Below are 19,938 nucleotides of genomic sequence, written 5' to 3'. Positions count from 1 at the left end.
ACTTAAACCTTCAATATTTCCTTCAGCAGCATTTGGAATGATTTAGAATCCTTCATTATAAACAGAAGGCTCGTCAATAGGGGAGCAATACATTTCCATATTTAAGCCTAACATAATAATGATATTTTAATTCGTTATTTAAAAATGGTTTCTGGCAAAAAAAAAGCCCGGTTTCTCCGGGCTTTCATTATTTATTTAGGATTAGTCCAACCATTCGGTATGGAATACGCCTTCTTTATCAGTGCGTTTATAGGTATGCGCACCGAAGTAGTCACGCTGAGCCTGAATCAAGTTAGCCGGCAGTACCGCGGAGCGGTAGCTGTCATAGTAGGCAACAGCAGCGCCGAAAGTCGGCACCGGAATACCGTTCTGTACAGCGTAGGCAACCACATCACGCAGCGCCTGCTGATACTCATCAGCGATATTTTTAAAGTACGGCGCCAGCAGCAGGTTTGCGATACCGGCATTTTCAGCGTAGGCATCGGTGATCTTCTGCAGGAACTGCGCACGAATGATGCAGCCAGCACGGAAGATCTTCGCGATTTCACCGTAGTTCAGATCCCAGTTGTATTCGTCAGACGCGGCACGCAGCTGAGAGAAGCCCTGCGCGTAAGAAACAATTTTACCGAGATACAGCGCACGGCGTACTTTCTCAACGAACGCCGCTTTGTCGCCAGCCAGTTCCGCTTTCGGGCCGGAAAGCACTTTAGAGGCTGCAACACGCTGATCTTTCAGAGAGGAGATATAACGCGCGAATACGGACTCGGTGATCAGAGACAGTGGCTCACCGAGATCCAGGGAGCTCTGACTGGTCCACTTACCGGTGCCTTTGTTGGCTGCTTCATCCAGAATCACATCAACCAGATAGTTACCGTCTTCATCTTTTTTGGTGAAGATATCTTTGGTGATGTCGATCAGGTAGCTGCTCAGTTCGCCTTCGTTCCACTCGGTGAAGGTTTTCGCCAGCTCGTCATTGGACAGGTCCAGGCCACCTTTCAGCAGAGAGTACGCTTCTGCAATCAGCTGCATATCACCGTATTCGATGCCGTTGTGAACCATTTTCACATAGTGACCCGCGCCATCGGCACCAATGTAGGTCACGCACGGTTCGCCATCTTCAGCAACTGCAGCGATTTTGGTCAGGATTGGAGCAACCAGCTCATAGGCTTCTTTCTGACCGCCAGGCATGATGGATGGGCCTTTCAGCGCACCCTCTTCGCCACCGGAAACACCGGTACCGATGAAGTTGAAACCTTCAGCGGACAGTTCACGGTTACGGCGAATGGTGTCCTGGAAGAAGGTGTTGCCACCATCAATGATGATGTCGCCTTTATCGAGATACGGTTTCAGGGAATCAATTGCGGCATCGGTGCCCGCGCCTGCTTTCACCATCAACAGGATACGACGTGGGGTTTCAAGAGATTCGACGAATTCCTGTACCGTGTAATAAGGAACCAGTTTCTTGCCTGGATTTTCGGCAACAACTTCTTCAGTTTTTTCACGGGAGCGGTTGAAGATGGAGACGGTATAACCACGGCTTTCGATGTTGAGGGCCAGGTTGCGCCCCATCACTGCCATACCGACTACGCCGATCTGTTGCTTGGACATTATGTACTCCTGTCAGGGGTGGTCACCGCGAGTTATGCGCGGCTTGAATGTGGACTCGATGGTAACTCAGGATCTATGGTCGTGTGTAGTGTAAGATGCCTTTATCAATACCAACATCATTGTAGAAAAAAATATTGTTTAAAATTCAATCTCAATTACGACTAAATCCTTTAAAAACAGGGGCCTTCACTATGGTAAAAATTAACCTAACGACATAATTATATTCAAAATATCAACAACATATTTTTTTGCAATGGCTTCACTGGAGGACTCTGCATAGCAACGTAGTTCCGGTGCATTACCAGAGGGGCGTAAATGAAAAACATCACCGTTTGAAAGAGAGAATCTCGCACCATCAGTTCTATCAACAGAAGTACAATTAATAGATTCAAGTCCAATTTTACCTATAAATACTTCAGGATCGGCTATAGCACTATTAATGATTCGATAGCTTGATTCAGAGGAGAAGTTTTTAATTCTATCTGACCAGGTAAAACGTTGTGGTAATTTATGAGTCAATTCAGAAATGCGCCCATTACGTGAAGCAACCAATAACATAAGTGCTGGCAAAACAGCATCACGGGTAGGTAATGCAGCTAACGGTTTATCGTTAACCTGTAGGCTAGAGGCGAGAAGGAAGCCTCCATTCGCTTCAAATCCAGCAACAGTGCAATGCTGAGTTAACAAATTACCAAAGGCGTCGATGACGTACGGTGAGCCAATTTTAGTTCTTTGAACCAAATCGAACTTTTTCGAAAGTTCAATCGCAGTGTTACAGCTAACAGGTACAGCAAGAGCCTTAATGTTCAACTCGGCTGCCGCCAATAAACCCAGGATATCGCCCCTTAACCATTCTCCATTCTCATCGGAAACAAGGGGACGATCGCCATCACCATCCGTGGAAAAAATCGCATCAAGATGAAATAATTTGGCCCATTGTTTTGCACGAACACGATCTTCATCACTGACGGCTTCAGTATCTATAGGCACGAACTCATTACTACGACCAAGAGAAATCACTTCAGCACCCAGCGCGCTAAATAGAGGTGCATATAAGTCACGTCCAGCGCTAGAATGCTCATAAATACCCAAGCGTTTTCCAGCAAGCATTTTCTCATCAAATAATGATACATAGCGTGAAATGTAGTCTTTTGCCCCAGCAGAATTTAACTGCAATTCAGGGAGCTCAGCTACTTTATCAAACTTGCAATCACAATTTACGATTGCTAATTCATCACTTTTAGAAATCTCGCCATCCGGGCGGTAAAACTTCAACCCATTGCGGTCGAATGGAATGTGGCTACCTGTTACCATAATACAGGGAATTTTGTGCTGCATTGAATAGTAAGCCAGGGCAGGAGTTGGGATAACACCATGAAATTCAACGTCAAACCCCTGTTTCTTGATAGCGTAAGCACAAGCTTGAGCGATTTCAAAACTGCTTGGACGATTATCAATTGCCAGAGCAACTGTATTGAAAGTAAATTGATTACGAACATTGGTTAAAAATGAATGCGTGAATGCCGCACAAACATCATGTTTAAAATCAACGACTAAACCACGAGCACCACTTGTGCCGAATGAAATACCACTCTCTCTGATAACTGTACTGGTACTTAACATGTTATTCACTTTTTAATAAATTGGGGAAGTTTTGAAAGGTTTTTATATAAAAGGGCTAGAGGCCATATAATTCCATTATTTTTCATAACACGAATATCTTCCATCGACTTATTTACCACGGAAGATATAGAACGATTACTAATACCACCAACTCGCATTTTAACCAAAATTTTTGGTAAATAAGCAATATTCACACGCTGCTTTAAAATGTAACGTAACAGGGAATCGTAATCAGCAGAAATACGATAATCCAGAGAAAAATTACCGAATTCTTGGTAGCAAGAACGTTTCATGTAAAACGAAGGATGGGGAGGCATCCATCCTAGTTGCATCTTTCTTCGGTTAAACACCCCGCTTTTCCAGAGCCTAACTCGCTTTGTAATGTCATGCTGGGAAACGTATTCCAAATCGCCATACATGGCATCACATCCTGTATTTACAAATACATCAGCTATATCCGCAATAACATTATCACTGGCAAGCAAATCATCTGAATGTAAAAAGCCAATCACATCACCTGTAGCTGCATTGATACCTTTATTGAGAGCATCATAAATACCTCGATCAGACTCACAGATAATTTTACTTACTTTCGTACAATTATTTTTTACAAGTTCGATAGTACCGTCTTTCGATTCACCATCCACGATAATATATTCGATATTTGGATAAGACTGTCGTTCTAATGATATTAAAGTGTCCAGTAATGTACGTTCACTATTGTATGTCGCTGTAATAATGGAAATACGCATTAATATCCCACTCCGGAGGATGGTACACGGACAACATCATCTTCCTGCAGATAAACTCCGGATCTTACCTCAATGATTTCCAGTGGAATTTTTCCTGGATTTTCTATTGCATGAGGTATGCCAACTGGAATATATGTGGATTCATTCTCAGAAACCAGATAAGTCTTATCATTAAGATGGACTTTAGCTGTGCCCGAAACGACAACCCAGTGCTCAGTACGATGATAGTGAATTTGCTTTGCTGTCACGTGCCCAGGTTGAACAGTAACTTGTTTAACCTGATAACGCTGTCCCTCGGCTATAGTGTCATGACTACCCCACGGACGGAAAATCTCACGATGTTGCAAGTACTCTGAACGTTTGTTTTGCTTAAGCTGCGCAACAATTCCCTTTACTTGTTGAACCTTATCTTTATGCGCAACAAGAACAGCATCTTTAGTTTCAACAACAACAAGATCTTTGATACCCACTGCACCAATAAGACGATGTTGTGAATAAAGATAACTGTCGGTTGCATCTTCAACAAGAACATCACCACGAATAGCATTACCGCTTTCATCCTTTGGACTAATTTCCCAAAGAGCCGACCACGATCCAACATCACTCCATTGAGCGCTCAGTGGCATAACGACTGCATCAGTTGTCTTCTCCATCACTGCATAATCGATTGACTCTTCAGGACAGCACGAAAATGCTCCACCATCAATACGAATGAAATCCAAATCTTGTTTAGAGTAATTAAGTGCATTTTGGCAAGCAGACAAAATGTCAGGGCGAAATTTCTTTAGCTCTTGAATAAATGCTGAAGCCTTGAACATAAACATGCCACTATTCCAGAGATAGCCGCCATCGGCTAAATATACTTTAGCAAGCTCAAGCTCTGGTTTCTCAACAAAAGCAGCAACTTTATAACCATCTCTTCCATTGCTAGTAAGCACTGCCCCAGTCTTGATATAACCATATCCTGTTTCTGGCGAGGTCGGAACAATACCGAATGTAACTAGCTTTCCTTTTTCAGCGAATTCCTTTGCTGCAAGCACAGCCTGAGTAAAACTATCTTGATCCTGTATCTCATGATCTGCTGCTAAAACGAGCAGAATAGGATCCTCCCCCTTAGTTTGAGCATGCAGAGCAGCAAGTGCAACCGCTGGTGCAGTGTTACGCCCTTCAGGTTCAAGTAAAATTCCGCTATGCTCTAAACCTTCTTTTCGCAACTGTTCAGCGACAATGAAACGATGAGATTCATTACAAATAACTAAAGCAGGATTATGTTCAACATGTTCCAGTCGGCGCAATGTTTCCTGCAGCATAGTTAATGGACTATTCAAAGAAAGAAATTGTTTTGGATATAATGTACGTGAAAGAGGCCACAGTCTGGTCCCAGAGCCACCGGCCATTACGACGGGAAGGAGCATATCTATTACCTTGAAAGAAAATAATTTTTGGTGTACTGATGAACAGTACTGCTGGCAAGTAATGTTTCTAGGTCAAACCACTGATAGGCATTATGCTGAACAGTCGGGAGAAGAAGATTCCCACTCTGAAGATAAATTTCATAACCATGTACTACATAATGAGTACTAAAATTTTCGCCAGAGAAATTATCGTTATAAAAGTGTTCATAAATTCCCAGGAAGGTAGACTTATCCAGAGATAATTCTAAACCCAATTCATCGAAAGTAACTCTTTTAAACGCCTTTTCGAAAGACTCATCCTTGTAAATTCGTCCTCCAGGCACAAACCAAAAATTTTGTGCTGGACGATTCTGGCGCTGCCCAAGCAGCGCCTTCCCTTCACCATTTCTTATGATGAGATCAATCGAGATTAGTGGTGTATTTTCAACAATGGATTTAAACAATTGCTGTTCTAATCTCTTAACCATAATTAGCCTCGGAATGAGTTTAGGTTAGCCAGATACCATTTATAAGTTAATGTTAAACCATCATTGAGATTATAGCGGTAATTCCAACCCAAATTATTTAACCTAGTAACATCCATTAACTTACGAGGGGTTCCATTTGGCTTTGTTTGATCGAATACTATCTTGCCTTTAAAACCTACTACTGAAGCCATAGTTTCGGCCATCTCACGGATAGTACAATCAACCCCTGTTCCCACATTGATATGCGAAAGCATCGGCTGCGTGTTGCTTTGATAGGTAGCGCTGTCAAGTTCCATAACATGAATAGATGCAGCAGCCATATCATCAACATACAAAAATTCACGCATCGGTGTACCTGATCCCCATACAACAACCTCAGAAGCCTCAGATTCTTTGGCTTCATGGAACCTGCGCATAAGTGCAGGAATTACATGCGAGTTTTCAGGGTGAAAATTATCATTCATACCATAAAGATTTGTAGGCATGACACTACGGTAATCCCTGCCATACTGGCGATTGTATGATTCACATAATTTGATGCCTGCTATTTTCGCAATTGCATAAGGCTCATTCGTTGGTTCTAAAATACCGGTCAGTAAAGCATTTTCTTTCATTGGCTGCTCGGCATGTTTTGGGTAAATACAGCTCGAACCAAGAAAAAGCAACTTTTGAATACCTGCCATATGAGCAGAGTGAATGATATTGGTTTCAATCATCAAGTTCTGATAAATGAACTCTGCTGGATAAGTGTTATTTGCATGAATTCCACCGACCTTAGCTGCAGCAAGGTAGACCTGCTCAATATTTTCATTTTCGAAAAATATCTGAACATCGCGTTGCTTTGTAAGATCCAATTCACGGTGTGTTTTGGTGACAAGCTCAACATCGTCACGTAAGCTTAATTCTCGACAAATTGCCGAACCAACCATCCCTCGATGGCCAGCAACATAGATCCTTTTCTTATTCATGGATCAACGCTCCAAAGAAACCGCTACATCATAACCATGGCTTTTAAGAAGAGCATGCTGTTTTGCTTTTGCCAGATCGCCAGCAACCATTTCTGCACACAATTCTTCAACCGTGATTTCAGGAACCCAGCCTAGAACCTTCTTCGCTTTAGCCGGATCACCAAGCAGAGTTTCAACCTCTGAAGGCCGGAAATAGCGAGGGTCGACACGGACAATTACATCACCAACATTCACCCCAACAGCGCAATCTGAAGTCTTCTTAATGACAGTAGCGATCTCATCAACACCTGTACCTGTAAATTCAAGTTCAAGACCAACCTCTTTTGCAGACATGCGTACAAATTCACGAACAGATATCTGTTTACCGGTTGCAATAACAAAATCTTCGGGATTTTCTTGTTGAAGCATCATCCATTGCATACGAACATAATCCTTTGCATGACCCCAATCCCTTAGTGAATCCATATTACCAAGATGCAAGCAATTCTCTATACCTTGAGAAATATTGGCAATTGCACGAGTAATTTTACGTGTTACAAACGTTTCGCCACGGCGAGGTGACTCATGGTTAAACAGAATACCATTGCAAGCATACATGCCATATGATTCACGATAGTTAACAGTGATCCAATAAGCATAAAGTTTTGCTACAGCATACGGTGAACGCGGGTAAAAAGGCGTAGTTTCACGCTGAGGAATCTCTTGAACTAAACCGTATAATTCAGAAGTTGAGGCTTGATAAAAGCGCGTTTTCTTTTCCAGCCCACAGATGCGGATAGCTTCTAATAAACGTAAGGTCCCCATAGCATCAACATCTGCAGTATATTCTGGCGATTCGAATGAAACTGCTACATGTGATTGAGCGCCAAGATTATAAACCTCATCGGGTTGTATCTCTTTAATCAGACGAACCAGGTTTGAAGTATCGGTAAGATCACCATAGTGCAGGAAAAAATTTGGATTGGTATTATGACGATCTTGATAGATGTGATCCACGCGCTCAGTATTGAAAGAAGATGCCCGGCGCTTGATACCATGAACTTCATAACCTTTTTCGAGGAGAAACTCAGCCAAGTATGAGCCGTCCTGCCCTGTAATACCAGTGATTAATGCCTTTTTCATTTAATCCTCAATAATTGCTGAAGTTATACTATCTATATACACTGATGGAGAAAAGAAATCTGTTGCGTATTTTCTGTTCTCAGTTGCTATTTTTGAATAAAATTCACTTTCTTTAAAAACACATAGAAGCGCTTCATATAAAGAATCCTCATCATCACTATTAATAATAGCCCCATTATTTTTAGTAACAAAATCCTTTATATAATTATGATCTGTTATTACAATTACACATCCATAATACATTGCTTCAATAACAGATATTGGTTGAGCTTCTGAACGATAAAATGTCGGTAAAACAAAGACATCAGAGCGCAATAGCAATTGGTTTTTCTGCTTGCCATATAATGGTCCGTGGTATTGAATGAATTCACAACTCTTAATTTCCGCATCCAAGGCACTAGCTAATTCATTGCTGTCAAGGTATTCATCATCTAATATCTTACCTGCGATTTCAAGATTAACATTGAAGCCATCATTAGCTATTTTTTTTACAACTCGGACCAAGTGAAGGATACCCTTCGAGTATAATAAATTTGACAGGTAAACAAGTCTCACTTGTTTGCCTGTAAAAACTTGCTTGGTATAATCAGAATCTAAATCATAATAACAGTTACTAATGACTTTAATTTTCATATTAGGGTAAATATCATATTGTTCTTTCATACTTTCTGATAGAACAATTGATGTATCTATTTTTTTATAGATATAATCTATTAATTTTTGAAATGCTTTACTCTGATTACTTCTGAAGTACTTAAAATCGGAACCATGCAGATGATTAACGATTTTATTTAAAAATAACTTACCAAAAAAAATATAAAATGCATCACGAATAAAACCAGTCTTCGTTCGACTTGTTGTAATGTAAATTATTTTCCTTTCAAACAATGCGCTTATATTTTTATAAAGAAAAAATATTATTGAAGATAAGTACTGTTTAAATACATTTGCGAAACCACCGTTAACATCGGGGTAGTTAATTAGTATTTTCTCCCCATCATAATTATTATAAATTATATTAAATGCAACAGATTGTCCGGTTACTTTTCCTTTAGAGGGGCCTATAAAAAACGTTATCATAATTTACTCAGGAATCTAACTGTAAGCATTTTAAGTAGGCTAAAAACTTCATTTAAACCATGAAAATCATATCCCGCCTTAAAGTTTTCTTTTCGAGTTCTATAAACACTACGCCCAGATATACCATCTACTGAAAATATCGATATAACAATGTTGCATACAATTTTGTTTCGGGTCTTGATTCTTAAGAAATGTGCGTAGTCTCCAGCTATTTTATATTGTTCTGGGTAAGAGTATTTAAAAAGAGTACTTGCACGATATAGTATAGATTGATGACAAAAATTTAAACCACCAACACCAATAATGGAAGTAATTGGTTCTATTATTTTATCTTGTCCATGTATCTTAGCACTGCCAATAAACATTTCAGTTTCATCATCCTGCAACCTCAACAAGGTGTTGATTTTTTTTCCATTCGTAATCTCATCACCTGCATTTAAAAACATCACAAATTCGTTTTTGTAAACTTCAGGGATTTTGAGTATTGCTTGGTTAAATGCTGAGTAGATTCCTTTATCTGACTCGTTATAAACCACACAGTAGCAAGGCAATTCGGAAAGATCTCTAAGCGAATAATCATCTTCATCACTAAGCTTTATTATCCACAAAGAGCATTCTAACCCATTGTTGACTTCTGAAATGATAGATTTATATGTTTTATTTAATCCAGCTGGATCATTTTTGACAATGGTAATAATTATCATGATTTATAATTTTTTAACTGAAACATAATGAATAAGGGATAGTAGATCATAATGGAATAACCTACAACGTCAAAAAATGGTCGTTGCATGAGTAGAATTGTCATTGTTAATGCTGGAAAAACAAAATTCTTATTTTTAAAGACCAGAATAATAAGTAAGATGTGAGTAAAGACCTGTATCAGCAATTGCAGTAACCCACCTTTATAAAGAGGCGTTACGACACTTGATGATATATCTCCGTGATTTTCGCATGTTTGATTTTTATTTTGATGACATAAGTAATCCCCCCAAATAAACATATCCGAATCTACAATTTTGAGATAATTAGAAATTTGCATACTTCTATTATCGCCCGAGATTGTTCCATTTTCAGTTGAGAATCGGTCATAAAAGAAAGAAAACTTATCATTATCGTAAGTTGTTAGTACACAGAGTAACAACAATGCCATAATAAATAAACCTTGTTTCATATTACGCCAATTCTTCAGAAAGAGAAATAAAGCAAGTATAACCAGTTGCGTTAGACTTAATGTAACCATTCCTCCAATAAGGAAAAACCAGTTGTATTTTTTTCCTAACAACTCTCTTAATATGACAACAAAGCAAATAACAAAACTAAAAGCGCCTGGCTCATCATATATAAACGAGGGACGGATTACATCACCAACTCTAAAATTACTAAAAGACGTTAAATACAGATAATTTAAACGCCCATCGACGTTTGGGAATGATAGCAGGGATTCACCGCCGAAATACACATACAATAAAGCTATCAAAGATAAAATTATACCTATAACTGCAACCTTAGAAACATACTCACATATTTTTTCAGCGAGATTTAAATTAGTTGCACAATAGTAACACAGTATGATTGTTAATGGCTCAAAAATATATCTATTGAAGTTAACTGTCGATTTAGTAAATAACGAGAATAGAATTATTAATGCAGCCAAAAGTATTGAGAATAAAATAAGAGGAAGATTTATTTTTTTTGTGACTAAAATTGCCATTATCAGTAAAAGAAATGGAATATGATAAGTTACGATAAGTGGTATGCTCAGATAGCCACTAAAAAATGGACTCCAACTTATGACAGTAATATATGTAAACATCAACGCGGCAAGCGTTGTTTTAAATATTTTAATTGGGGTATTACTTACCCCAATGTTATTGACATTTTTACTATCCATATTCAGTCATTCTTAGCAATACAAGAGAAAATTGCATCATATTTATTTGCAATAATATCATGGTCCCAAAGTTCACGAGCCCGACAGCTAGCATTCTGAGAGTATTCTTCCAACAATTTATTATCGCTGAGTAAAGTCCTTATAGCTGAAGATAGTTCATATGTATCATATGCTTTTGCAAGATAGCCGGTTTTTTTATGTTCAATTGTCTCACTTATACCAGAGCAATCAAATGCCACTACCGGACAGCCACATGATTGAGCTTCTGTGCAGATCTGTGGTAAATTTTCCATTTTTGATGGTACAACGGTGATATCAGCAGCATTGTAGAGTAGTGACAACGTTACATCATCATGAATTACACCAACCCATTTGCATTTCAAAGGTAATGCTAAATAATCAGAAGGTGGCTCACTTTGTCCAAAAAACACACATTCGACATTTTCTATATCTTTCCATTCTTTCGAAAAATGAGTTAAAGCCTCATGTAATAGACTATAACCTTTACGCTCATCTTTAGCACCACCAACAGCACCGAATAAGATTATTTTGGCGGTGGGTGATAAATTTAGAGCTTTTCTAGAATAGTCTTTATTTAATGGTTTAAATACATCAAAATCGACTGGGTTTGGAATAACTTCCACCCTCATATTTTTTAATAAACAACTTTCTTTTGCTCTTTCAGCTAACCACTTACTTGGGGATACAAAGCAGATATTCATCTTCCGATATGCTTTTAACTTACGCTTCCAAATCAACCTATTTATGAAGTTTAATCTTGTTGACAAATCAGAATTTACTTTGACAAACCCAGACTTCCATTCGTCTGACTTTTCGGAAGCATAATGTTCAATACCAAGAAATGGCCACATATCATGCATGGTCCAAACAATTGGTTTTTTTATTTTTGAAAAATCTCTCAGAGAAATAGTTTCACCCGCAATCCAATGCACATTTACAACATCTGCTGAGTGACTATTGATAATAGTTGCCAGAGAAGATGGTAATATATTCAAACTAATAAATTCTTTCGATTTAAAGATAATTTTACTTATTTTCATCCCTAAAGGATAACGAATTTTTGAAATATATGAGGCAGTTCCACTTAACGATGTTACACTGGAACAATCACTTCGTTTAACTCTTACGAGCATTTCAGTTTTGTTGAATTTTTTCTTAAAAACTTGATGAAGTCTGAATGCGGCTTTAGCAGCACCACCAACATTATCCGAATGGTTAATAACTAAAATATCCATTAAGTTCTCGAAATAGATTTATGAATGTAATTATTCCAGCGTCCAGAATGTCAACAGAAATTTAAAACTGGGACTTCCACTTGTGAATGGCATCCCATGGCATGTTAATTTCAGTAACTACTTTCTCATTAATTATTTTTTCCAAACTGGCTATAGCATTACGGTTAAGAACTGGAAGATTAAAGTCTTTCGCTTTTTCTATTGCACGATTATCAATTCCAATAATTATAGTTCTTGCATTAAGCTGTAGAGCCCTAATTCCTGCATGCAATCTTGTTCCAATATAATCTGTATTTCCGAACTCTAAATTTTTATTTAACTCATTTAAGCTAGGTTTCAAAACCGTTATGCCATTTACTACAGATTGTTCAAAAGAGTTTATATAATAAATATCTTCACTTCCTTGCGGCCAAAATATTACTTCTTTATATGTCTCTTTTAGAGAGTTGATCATTATAGTATCAGCAACTAAATCTTTATTATAATCCGTTAAAGTAAATACAACTCTATCACCTTTTCGCTCAGGGATACTCTTGCAGTGTTCAGGTGTCAATTCCCACATTGTGGGACAACCTGTATTCACAACGTTATTAATTCCTGCTGATGATAATTGCTCTACTGTAAATGAATCACGAACAGAATGCAGCATACCCTTATGAAGTATTCTACTCCATACTTTTTTTGTTATGTAATCGGGGGTATCCTGATATTGCCACCAACCCACCCCCATCAAAATGCAATTTTTCAGACAGAGAAGATCTGTCATTTGGAAACGCCATTGCCTATACTTAGTGACATGTGATGATAAAAGATTTGTTCCACCTACAATTGAATATTTCGCAATCCCCAATAAACGACGCCCTTCTCTTCCAAAATGATCATGTGTGGGTAATGTTACGATCTGTGGAAGATTCTCTAATTTATTTAATTGTTTCGAGACAGCATCCATTATAATATAATCCCCCACATTAAGTGAAGCAATGCTAGTGTCGAACACATTAATAAAGTCTTCTTTTTTATTCATTTCAAACCTGTAAGTAATTTACTGTTTATTTGGATTAAATTTTAGATGCTGTTTTTTAGCTATCATTTTCGATGCAATTATCGATACAATTAAGACAACTGTGCAAGGATACAAATAATACTGAAATTTTAATGCTGCGGTTAAATAGAACAACACAGGCACCATCACACCATGAAATATTGAAACAAAAACAAATGGTTCTGTTTTATAACAACGAATATAATTATTTCCAGACGTTAAAATTAATAACGCCAAGAAAAATATAAATATACTTAAAAAATATTGCAACCCGACTGTCTTGTCAAATAAGTAGAACGAGGGAAATATAAGTTGGAATATAATAAAGCAAGCATACCCAATTGTCAAAATAAAGAAGGCAAGAATAGAATTTTTATTATATATTCTTTTTGATTCTTCATATTGCCCATTAGAAATAAGATTTGAAATAAAAGTAATTTGTCCATATAAAATAGATTCAGCAAATCCATATCCTGCTCTCGCAAGGGTAATTGATAAGATCAATTTTCCAGCGAAAGATGGTTCATATACTTTAAACGCTATTAAATTGAATCCATTCCAAAATACAAAACCAAATGCAGAAACTATCGCCACACGATAAAACAGCGGCCATAATTCTTTGAAAACCGTTTTTGATTTTCTTTTTACATTGACTTGTTGCAAGGTGTCTGCAAGCCATTTTAATTTTGGCGATAATAAGGAAAACAGAACTAAATTACTAATTAACAAACTTAAGGATATTGTATACAATCCTAAGCCACAATACAAAAATACACATATGGACAGCCCATTTATTATGGAAACATATGTTTGTGCCTTAAACACTAATATTTGATATTGCAATGATTCCAATGCAATCTGGATAGGTGTAAGCAATAATGATATTGCTGTTACCAGAACTAAGGCTATCCATGGTCCTCTCCACGAAACCATTCCCTCATAAGAACTATAGTACATTATCCCTGCAGGACCAATTATAAAAATTGTCGCCAATGCTACAAAAAAAAACCACCTCAAGCTAAGATTTATATATTCCTTCACGGTAACTCTAGATTCCAAGGACCAGCCTTGGGGATCTAATTTATAAGCATGTGATATATGTAATCGAAGAGTCTGCCCCAAACCAAGTTCAACCAATTGCTGCAAAGTGATCAGACTGAAAAATGTGTAATAAAAACCAATTTCTTCCGAACTTAATGTTCTTGAAACCACCAAAATAGTTATTGGCCCACTTAGAAGTTTTATACCCCTAGATAATGCCGCATAAAGAGATATTTTATTGATTGTTTTTATAATGCAACCCTCAGAATTATTTTTAGCTTGTAGTTAGATTGTTTAAAGTGTATTAAAATTGAACGTAATATATATCGTTTTTATCTATTATCTATTTCAAACTAACAAGTTTGCTAAATCTCACCACATATCTTTGTCAAGGCTAAATAAGCACGCTACCGCCCCTGGCTCAACAGCTACCAGTGCACTGCACAAAATTCAGTATGTCGCAGGCCAGCCCCCGCAAACCTTAGCGTTTGCGATGAATCTCACCCACCAATTCAGCCCACTATTTTGGGCGCAATCCCTGTGTAAGACAAGGAGAAATCCGGCATTTTTTGTCAAAAAACACCGCGCAATCACTAATTTTAGTTGTTGTTTTTAAAAGCAAAAACGGCAGCTGCTGTGAAATGAGATGTTCCTCAACCACAATCAACTGCCGTTCTGTTACATCACCAACATTCCGTGTTGTTGCGTAGAGTCTTATTCTGAAAGCAGTTTCTCAATTCCTTTACGGAACTTCGCGCCTTCTTTCAGGTTGCGCAGCCCGTACTGGACAAACGCCTGCATGTAACCCATTTTCTTCCCGCAGTCGTAGCTGTCGCCGCTCATCAGCATCGCGTCAACGGACTGTTTCTTCGCCAGCTCGGCGATAGCATCCGTCAGTTGAATACGTCCCCAGGCACCTGGGGCAGTTTTTTCCAGTTCGGCCCAGATGTCAGCGGAGAGCACATAGCGCCCTACTGCCATCAGGTCGGAATCCAGCGTTTGCGGTTGGTCCGGTTTTTCGATGAACTCGACGATACGGCTCACCTTACCTTCTACGGTCAGCGGCTCTTTGGTCTGAATAACCGAGTATTCAGAAAGATCGCCCGGCATACGTTTCGCCAGCACCTGGCTGCGGCCCGTTTCGTTATACCGTGCCACCATCGCAGCAAGGTTATAACGCAGTGGGTCGGCGGATGCGCCATCGAGAATGATATCGGGCAGAACAACCACAAACGGGTTATCGCCAACGATCGGTCGTGCGCAAAGAATTGAGTGGCCCAGGCCCAGCGGCTGTGCCTGACGCACGTTCATGATAGTTACGCCCGGTGGGCAAATGGACTGAACCTCCGCCAGCAGCTGACGCTTAACGCGTTGCTCCAGTAGGGCTTCCAGTTCGTAGGAGGTGTCGAAGTGGTTTTCCACGGCGTTTTTAGAGGCGTGGGTGACCAGGACGATTTCTTTGATCCCTGCAGCAACAACTTCGTCGACGATGTATTGGATCATCGGCTTGTCAACGATCGGTAGCATCTCTTTAGGAATGGCCTTGGTGGCAGGGAGCATATGCATGCCCAGCCCGGCTACCGGAATGACTGCTTTCAAATTAACCATTATCGTGTCCACCTATATACGGTTGATGAATTATAGCTATTAAACATGTTTGATCCACTATGTTTTCTCATAGTATCGGGTAAATACCGCTAAATCTCTGGATACAATCCGAGAATGCGTCTGAAGAGGTGGGTTCGGCTAAAAATTCAGCGTTTAGGCAGGGTGAAATTCAGCGCATCAACATTGACAACGTGCTGATCAATACGGTCAATATCCACCGATTGCTGGCCGTTTTCATTGATCGCATGAATATTTGACATCGAGAGCAGCGTCTCCTGTTTGGCCATAAACTTCCCGCGAACATCCTTACGTAAGTCGAAGTGGAGCTGTAGCGCCGGCCCGCGCGAAGAAGGTTGTATCACCTTGATATTACGCATAAAGATGTGCTGTGGTTTGTTGTGAATCTCCAGCGATGCGTGGTTAAGATCGAGGTTGGTCAGCGCAACAAACGACGGCGCATTCCCCGAGGAGATCTGTATCCCACGAAGCTTTAGCGTTAATTGGCGATTATCCATCCGCACATTATTTACCCTGAAGTTCTGCGGTATCGACAGATATTTCCCTTTGATAACACCATAGCCAATTAGCATACCCGCGCTATTAACCATATCCACACCATCGATAACGAAATTATCACATCCATATATTGCTACCGTGGCGTTATCAATTCCGGCTTTCTTACTGTATTCCGGGGTGATATTTCGTGCCTTAATATTACGGATAATAAAGTGTTTACCGTTTTCAACGTGAACCAGCTGTCGGCAGTGGCTGCCGGTGATATTGGCGACGACAAAGTTTTTCACCGCCTGGTGCTCCGGATAGTCGTTATCGTAGGTGCTGCCTGCGAGCCCAATACCGATGCCCCAGTTGGTCTTGCCATTGGTGCAATCGATATGGTCAATCACATGATCGGAGATGAGGATATTCTTGTCGTTAATAGCAACGTTCCATTCAATGGCATCGCCCTGAAGATGGCTAAATTTACTGTGGGTGATTTTTACCCCGTCGAGTTGATTATGGAATCCCTGGCGTAAAATACCGTAGTTTGCCTGGCTGACATTAATCCGCGTGACGGTGAGATTGCGCATCGTCCTTTTTTCTTTGCCTCCGATATAGATTTGCGCCACCGGACCAAAGCCGCTCATCGCCAGCCCTTCGATGGTGCAGTCAGATCCGCGCACGTCGAGGGTAATATTATTGAGGCTCCCCTCCCCCACCACTTTACAGCCATCCTGCAACGCAAAACGCCCACGACCATTGCCTTTCAGGCTGCCGTTAACCTGCAGCGTTTTACCCGGCGGCATGATGATGCCGGTGTTGATATTGTCGCAAATCACGCCTTTGGGGACGTCGATAATGTCGGCGTCGTCAAACGCCTGACGAAATGCTCGGATCCAGTCATTACCGACCAGATAGTTGCGGATATCGACGGCGTTATTGCGCCCCAGCGCACGGGCTGCGGGGCTATGGAGCAGAGGAACGGCGGCAAGCGCAGCGCCTGCCGACAGGAAGCGACGTCGGGAGAATTTTTTATCCATGCAACCTCAATAGCAAAGGGTTTGCAGCAGGCTCGCGAGCTGGCGGTTAATCACCTGCTGATTGAACTCGGTTTCAACTTTTTCGCGAGCGCGCTGGAGTACCGGGCGCAGCGCCTGTTCATCAAGATGGCGCAGTTCGCTGAGTTTGCCCGCCAGTGCCGGGGCGTCGTTCTCCGCCACCAGCCAGCCGGAGGCGTTGGCGTCTATCAGTTCCGGAATACCGCTATGCTGGGTAGAAAGCACCGGAATGCCCACCGCCATCGCTTCCATCAGCGCCACGGGAATGCCCTCCATATCGCCATCCGCGCCGGTAATTGACGGCAGCAGGAACACATCCGCGTCATCGAGCATCGCTTTTACCTCGTGGCTGGGCTTGAACCCCGGCATCTCCACGTACCCTTCCAGTTGATACTGTTCGATCAGCGTGCGCAGGCGGCGTTCCCACGGGCCAATGCCGAGGATGCGGTAATGAAATGCGACCCCGCGCTCTTTCAACTGGCGGCAGGCTTCAATCGCCACGTGCAGACCTTTTTTCTCGGTCAGGCGGGCCACAGAGATAATTTGCAGCGTGTCGCCCGGCGCTTTCGTTGGGCGCAAGGCGAAGCGCTCCATGTTAACGCCCATTCGCGAGACGGCGATTTTGGCGCTCGGGCAGCCCATGCCCTGTAGCCGTTTCGCCCACAACTCACTGATGGGTAACATTAAATCGCCCCGTCGGAACAGTTGCTGATATTCCGGCGTGTAGTGGCTGAGTACATCGCGGCTGGAGATATCAATCCCGTGAAAAACGGTGGCGATTTTGCCGCGGATCACACCCAGTTCGCGCAGTTTCGCTGCTGTTACCCCCGCCGGGCCGAAGTGGGCGATAAAGACATCGGCGCTAAACGGTTGGGCGTTATTGCCGCAAATGGCCGAAAGGATCAGGTTGCGCGCTTCGTGGCCGTAGCGCTTCATATTCAGCGCCTGCCACGTTGCCGGGCGATGTAACCCACGCAGCGTGCTGACTGCGCGATGACGAAACTTCGCTCCCGTACTCACCGGTTCATCCTGTAACCAGCAGGTTTTCGCCGCGAGGTCATATTGGGTGTACGCCGCGTGGGTGTTGGTCATATCGCCCTTTTGCAGGGCGATAATTTCGACCTCGTGGCCCATTTCGATAAAGGCCACAATCTGGTTAAGCACAAACGTTTCAGACGACAACGGGAATTTCAGTAAGAAGAAACCAACCTTCATTTTCCCTCCCCGATGCGCGTTAAGACCGATTCCACCATCGCCAGCCCCGCCGCACGTTCCCGCGCCACCGCCTCGTTCAGGCGCGGCACCAGGGTGGAGAGTTGGCCCAGGGTGTCTGCCGCCATCGCTTCCAGGTCGCCGTTCAGCAGATGACGAATATCCACCGCCATCTCCGGCATACCAAGCTGCTGCATAATGCCCGCGGATTTGTGTTCGTAATTAATGGCAATGGCGGGCGTACCGAAGTTCATGGAGATAATCGCTGAATGCAGACGCGTCCCGACCGTCAGGTCACAGGCGCCCAGCAGTTTGCCCATTTCCAGATCGTTGAGTTCGTCCATCACCACGTGATAGCGCGACGGGTCCTGAATGTGGTCACGCATGTTCAGCGCCACCATGCGATCGTCTTTGTTGTAGCTGTCGATACCCGTACAGGTAGAGAGCGCCATCACCTGCCAGCCGCTGGCGATGATACGGTTGACTACGCCCGCAAACGCTTTTTCGTAGGCTTCCTGCGTGGTGCCGAGGCGCTTATCAAACGGCGCCAGTTCGCGCAGCGTAATAGCAACGGTTTTCTGCTGCTGCGCCACGTTCAGCCAGTGTTGAACGGCGTAGCTCGCGTCAAAGCTGTCATTGTGATGATCCACCAGCCAGGCAGTATCGACACCCTTCTCCACTTTCGAGGTGTCAATGTCGCTGCGCTTCATCAGGTCAAGACTCACCGATTCGCGCAGGAACAGCGCGTCGCAGTGGCCGAAGACATAGTTTGCCATCTGGTTAAACGCCGGTGCCTGGAATGGGCCGACGCTATGGCCGACCATATAAATCGGTTTTTTCGCCATAAAGGTGCACAGCGCATGCTCAAACTGCGTCACACCATACAGGTCAACGAAGAACGAGCCGCCCACCTGGATAATCGCATCGTAGCCTGACAGCAGGCGCACAAAATCGGTAAAGCCCTGAGCAATCGCGATATTACGCAGTTTGCCGCTGTCGGTGACGCGCGAGAGCAGCACCTGGTGCTGATAGCGTCGGCGCAGTACTTTTTTCACTCGCCCGACCATGCCCGGCGCATTGTTGTGCGCTTTCATCTGCAAATAGAGCGGGTCGCCCATCACCGGGCGATTTAACAACCAGGAAGAACTCACCGGATAACGGCTCATCACATCCACTTCGGCCTCAGGCGACAGCGTGTTGATGGCATCTAAAAGCCCGCGCAAAATGGCGCTATCGCCACGGTTGCCGCAGGTGTGGTTGCCAAGAATCAATAATTTCATAATGACCTCAAAAA

17 protein-coding genes are annotated in these 19,938 nt (G+C 42.0%); all 17 read right to left on the bottom strand.

What is annotated here, in order from left to right:
- Nucleotides 1-201 precede the first annotated feature (201 nt).
- A complete protein-coding gene (gene gndA, locus ACWWFX_RS02340; RefSeq protein ID WP_473223120.1) occupies nucleotides 202-1,608 on the bottom strand; it encodes an NADP-dependent phosphogluconate dehydrogenase in 1,407 nt (468 codons plus the stop codon).
- 201 nt (nucleotides 1,609-1,809) lie between these two features.
- Nucleotides 1,810-3,231 (bottom strand): phosphomannomutase, encoded by a 1,422-nt coding sequence (locus tag ACWWFX_RS02335; protein WP_473223119.1) that lies wholly within the window; start codon nucleotides 3,229-3,231, stop codon nucleotides 1,810-1,812.
- A gap of 5 nt (nucleotides 3,232-3,236) precedes the next feature.
- Nucleotides 3,237-3,983, bottom strand: coding sequence for a glycosyltransferase family 2 protein (locus ACWWFX_RS02330; protein WP_473223118.1), 747 nt, complete (start codon nucleotides 3,981-3,983; stop codon nucleotides 3,237-3,239).
- Complete coding sequence (locus tag ACWWFX_RS02325; protein WP_473223117.1) at nucleotides 3,983-5,398, bottom strand: mannose-1-phosphate guanylyltransferase/mannose-6-phosphate isomerase; 1,416 nt, start codon at nucleotides 5,396-5,398, stop codon at nucleotides 3,983-3,985. Before ACWWFX_RS02325 ends, ACWWFX_RS02330 begins: the two co-directional genes overlap by 1 nt.
- 5 nt (nucleotides 5,399-5,403) lie before the next feature.
- Nucleotides 5,404-5,865 carry a GDP-mannose mannosyl hydrolase gene (locus ACWWFX_RS02320; protein WP_473223116.1) on the bottom strand — a complete coding sequence of 154 codons (462 nt, stop codon included), beginning with the start codon at nucleotides 5,863-5,865 and terminating at the stop codon, nucleotides 5,404-5,406.
- A gap of 2 nt (nucleotides 5,866-5,867) precedes the next feature.
- The gene (gene fcl, locus ACWWFX_RS02315; RefSeq protein ID WP_473223115.1) at nucleotides 5,868-6,833 is read right to left on the bottom strand and encodes a GDP-L-fucose synthase; all 966 of its coding nucleotides are present in this window, start codon (nucleotides 6,831-6,833) and stop codon (nucleotides 5,868-5,870) included.
- A gap of 3 nt (nucleotides 6,834-6,836) precedes the next feature.
- A complete protein-coding gene (gene gmd, locus ACWWFX_RS02310) occupies nucleotides 6,837-7,955 on the bottom strand; it encodes a GDP-mannose 4,6-dehydratase (RefSeq protein WP_473223114.1) in 1,119 nt (372 codons plus the stop codon).
- Nucleotides 7,956-9,035, bottom strand: coding sequence for a glycosyltransferase family 4 protein (locus ACWWFX_RS02305; protein WP_473223113.1), 1,080 nt, complete (start codon nucleotides 9,033-9,035; stop codon nucleotides 7,956-7,958).
- Complete coding sequence (locus tag ACWWFX_RS02300) at nucleotides 9,032-9,739, bottom strand: glycosyltransferase (protein WP_473223112.1); 708 nt, start codon at nucleotides 9,737-9,739, stop codon at nucleotides 9,032-9,034. The genes ACWWFX_RS02305 and ACWWFX_RS02300 overlap by 4 nt, the downstream gene beginning before the upstream one ends.
- Nucleotides 9,736-10,929 (bottom strand): hypothetical protein, encoded by a 1,194-nt coding sequence (locus ACWWFX_RS02295; protein ID WP_473223111.1) that lies wholly within the window; start codon nucleotides 10,927-10,929, stop codon nucleotides 9,736-9,738. Before ACWWFX_RS02295 ends, ACWWFX_RS02300 begins: the two co-directional genes overlap by 4 nt.
- A 2-nt stretch (nucleotides 10,930-10,931) precedes the next feature.
- On the bottom strand, nucleotides 10,932-12,185 hold the full coding sequence (locus tag ACWWFX_RS02290; RefSeq protein WP_473223110.1) for a glycosyltransferase: 1,254 nt from the start codon (nucleotides 12,183-12,185) through the stop codon (nucleotides 10,932-10,934).
- A gap of 61 nt (nucleotides 12,186-12,246) precedes the next feature.
- Nucleotides 12,247-13,209: a polysaccharide pyruvyl transferase family protein gene (locus ACWWFX_RS02285; protein WP_473223109.1), complete on the bottom strand. Its 963-nt coding sequence runs from the start codon at nucleotides 13,207-13,209 to the stop codon at nucleotides 12,247-12,249.
- An 18-nt stretch (nucleotides 13,210-13,227) separates the two neighbouring features.
- Nucleotides 13,228-14,439, bottom strand: a complete 1,212-nt coding sequence (locus ACWWFX_RS02280; RefSeq protein WP_473223108.1) for a polysaccharide biosynthesis protein — start codon at nucleotides 14,437-14,439, stop codon at nucleotides 13,228-13,230.
- 543 nt (nucleotides 14,440-14,982) lie between these two features.
- Nucleotides 14,983-15,876: a GalU regulator GalF gene (gene galF, locus ACWWFX_RS02275; RefSeq protein ID WP_001572832.1), complete on the bottom strand. Its 894-nt coding sequence runs from the start codon at nucleotides 15,874-15,876 to the stop codon at nucleotides 14,983-14,985.
- A gap of 146 nt (nucleotides 15,877-16,022) precedes the next feature.
- On the bottom strand, nucleotides 16,023-17,414 hold the full coding sequence (gene wcaM, locus ACWWFX_RS02270; protein ID WP_473223107.1) for a colanic acid biosynthesis protein WcaM: 1,392 nt from the start codon (nucleotides 17,412-17,414) through the stop codon (nucleotides 16,023-16,025).
- A 6-nt stretch (nucleotides 17,415-17,420) separates the two neighbouring features.
- Entirely contained in the window at nucleotides 17,421-18,647 is a 1,227-nt protein-coding gene (gene wcaL / locus ACWWFX_RS02265; protein ID WP_473223106.1) for a colanic acid biosynthesis glycosyltransferase WcaL, read from the bottom strand.
- Entirely contained in the window at nucleotides 18,644-19,924 is a 1,281-nt protein-coding gene (gene wcaK / locus ACWWFX_RS02260; RefSeq protein WP_473223105.1) for a colanic acid biosynthesis pyruvyl transferase WcaK, read from the bottom strand. The genes wcaL and wcaK overlap by 4 nt, the downstream gene beginning before the upstream one ends.
- Between the last annotated feature and the right edge of the window lie 14 nt (nucleotides 19,925-19,938).

It is taken from the genome of Pseudocitrobacter sp. 2023LY-00077 (assembly GCF_055796175.1).
The sequence above is the reverse complement of the archived record's forward strand: the minus strand, read 5'-3'. Positions and strand labels throughout refer to the sequence as shown.

Coding starts and splice junctions, on each gene's coding strand:
- ACWWFX_RS02330 (WP_473223118.1), bottom strand. CDS start 3,983: ATGCGTATTTCCATTATTACAGCGACATACAATAGTGAACGTACATTA.
- gndA (WP_473223120.1), bottom strand. CDS start 1,608: ATGTCCAAGCAACAGATCGGCGTAGTCGGTATGGCAGTGATGGGGCGC.
- ACWWFX_RS02305 (WP_473223113.1), bottom strand. CDS start 9,035: ATGATAACGTTTTTTATAGGCCCCTCTAAAGGAAAAGTAACCGGACAA.
- ACWWFX_RS02285 (WP_473223109.1), bottom strand. CDS start 13,209: ATGAATAAAAAAGAAGACTTTATTAATGTGTTCGACACTAGCATTGCT.
- wcaM (WP_473223107.1), bottom strand. CDS start 17,414: ATGGATAAAAAATTCTCCCGACGTCGCTTCCTGTCGGCAGGCGCTGCG.
- ACWWFX_RS02325 (WP_473223117.1), bottom strand. CDS start 5,398: ATGCTCCTTCCCGTCGTAATGGCCGGTGGCTCTGGGACCAGACTGTGG.
- galF (WP_001572832.1), bottom strand. CDS start 15,876: ATGGTTAATTTGAAAGCAGTCATTCCGGTAGCCGGGCTGGGCATGCAT.
- wcaL (WP_473223106.1), bottom strand. CDS start 18,647: ATGAAGGTTGGTTTCTTCTTACTGAAATTCCCGTTGTCGTCTGAAACG.
- ACWWFX_RS02290 (WP_473223110.1), bottom strand. CDS start 12,185: ATGGATATTTTAGTTATTAACCATTCGGATAATGTTGGTGGTGCTGCT.
- ACWWFX_RS02320 (WP_473223116.1), bottom strand. CDS start 5,865: ATGGTTAAGAGATTAGAACAGCAATTGTTTAAATCCATTGTTGAAAAT.
- ACWWFX_RS02295 (WP_473223111.1), bottom strand. CDS start 10,929: ATGGATAGTAAAAATGTCAATAACATTGGGGTAAGTAATACCCCAATT.
- fcl (WP_473223115.1), bottom strand. CDS start 6,833: ATGAATAAGAAAAGGATCTATGTTGCTGGCCATCGAGGGATGGTTGGT.
- ACWWFX_RS02335 (WP_473223119.1), bottom strand. CDS start 3,231: ATGTTAAGTACCAGTACAGTTATCAGAGAGAGTGGTATTTCATTCGGC.
- ACWWFX_RS02300 (WP_473223112.1), bottom strand. CDS start 9,739: ATGATAATTATTACCATTGTCAAAAATGATCCAGCTGGATTAAATAAA.
- gmd (WP_473223114.1), bottom strand. CDS start 7,955: ATGAAAAAGGCATTAATCACTGGTATTACAGGGCAGGACGGCTCATAC.
- wcaK (WP_473223105.1), bottom strand. CDS start 19,924: ATGAAATTATTGATTCTTGGCAACCACACCTGCGGCAACCGTGGCGAT.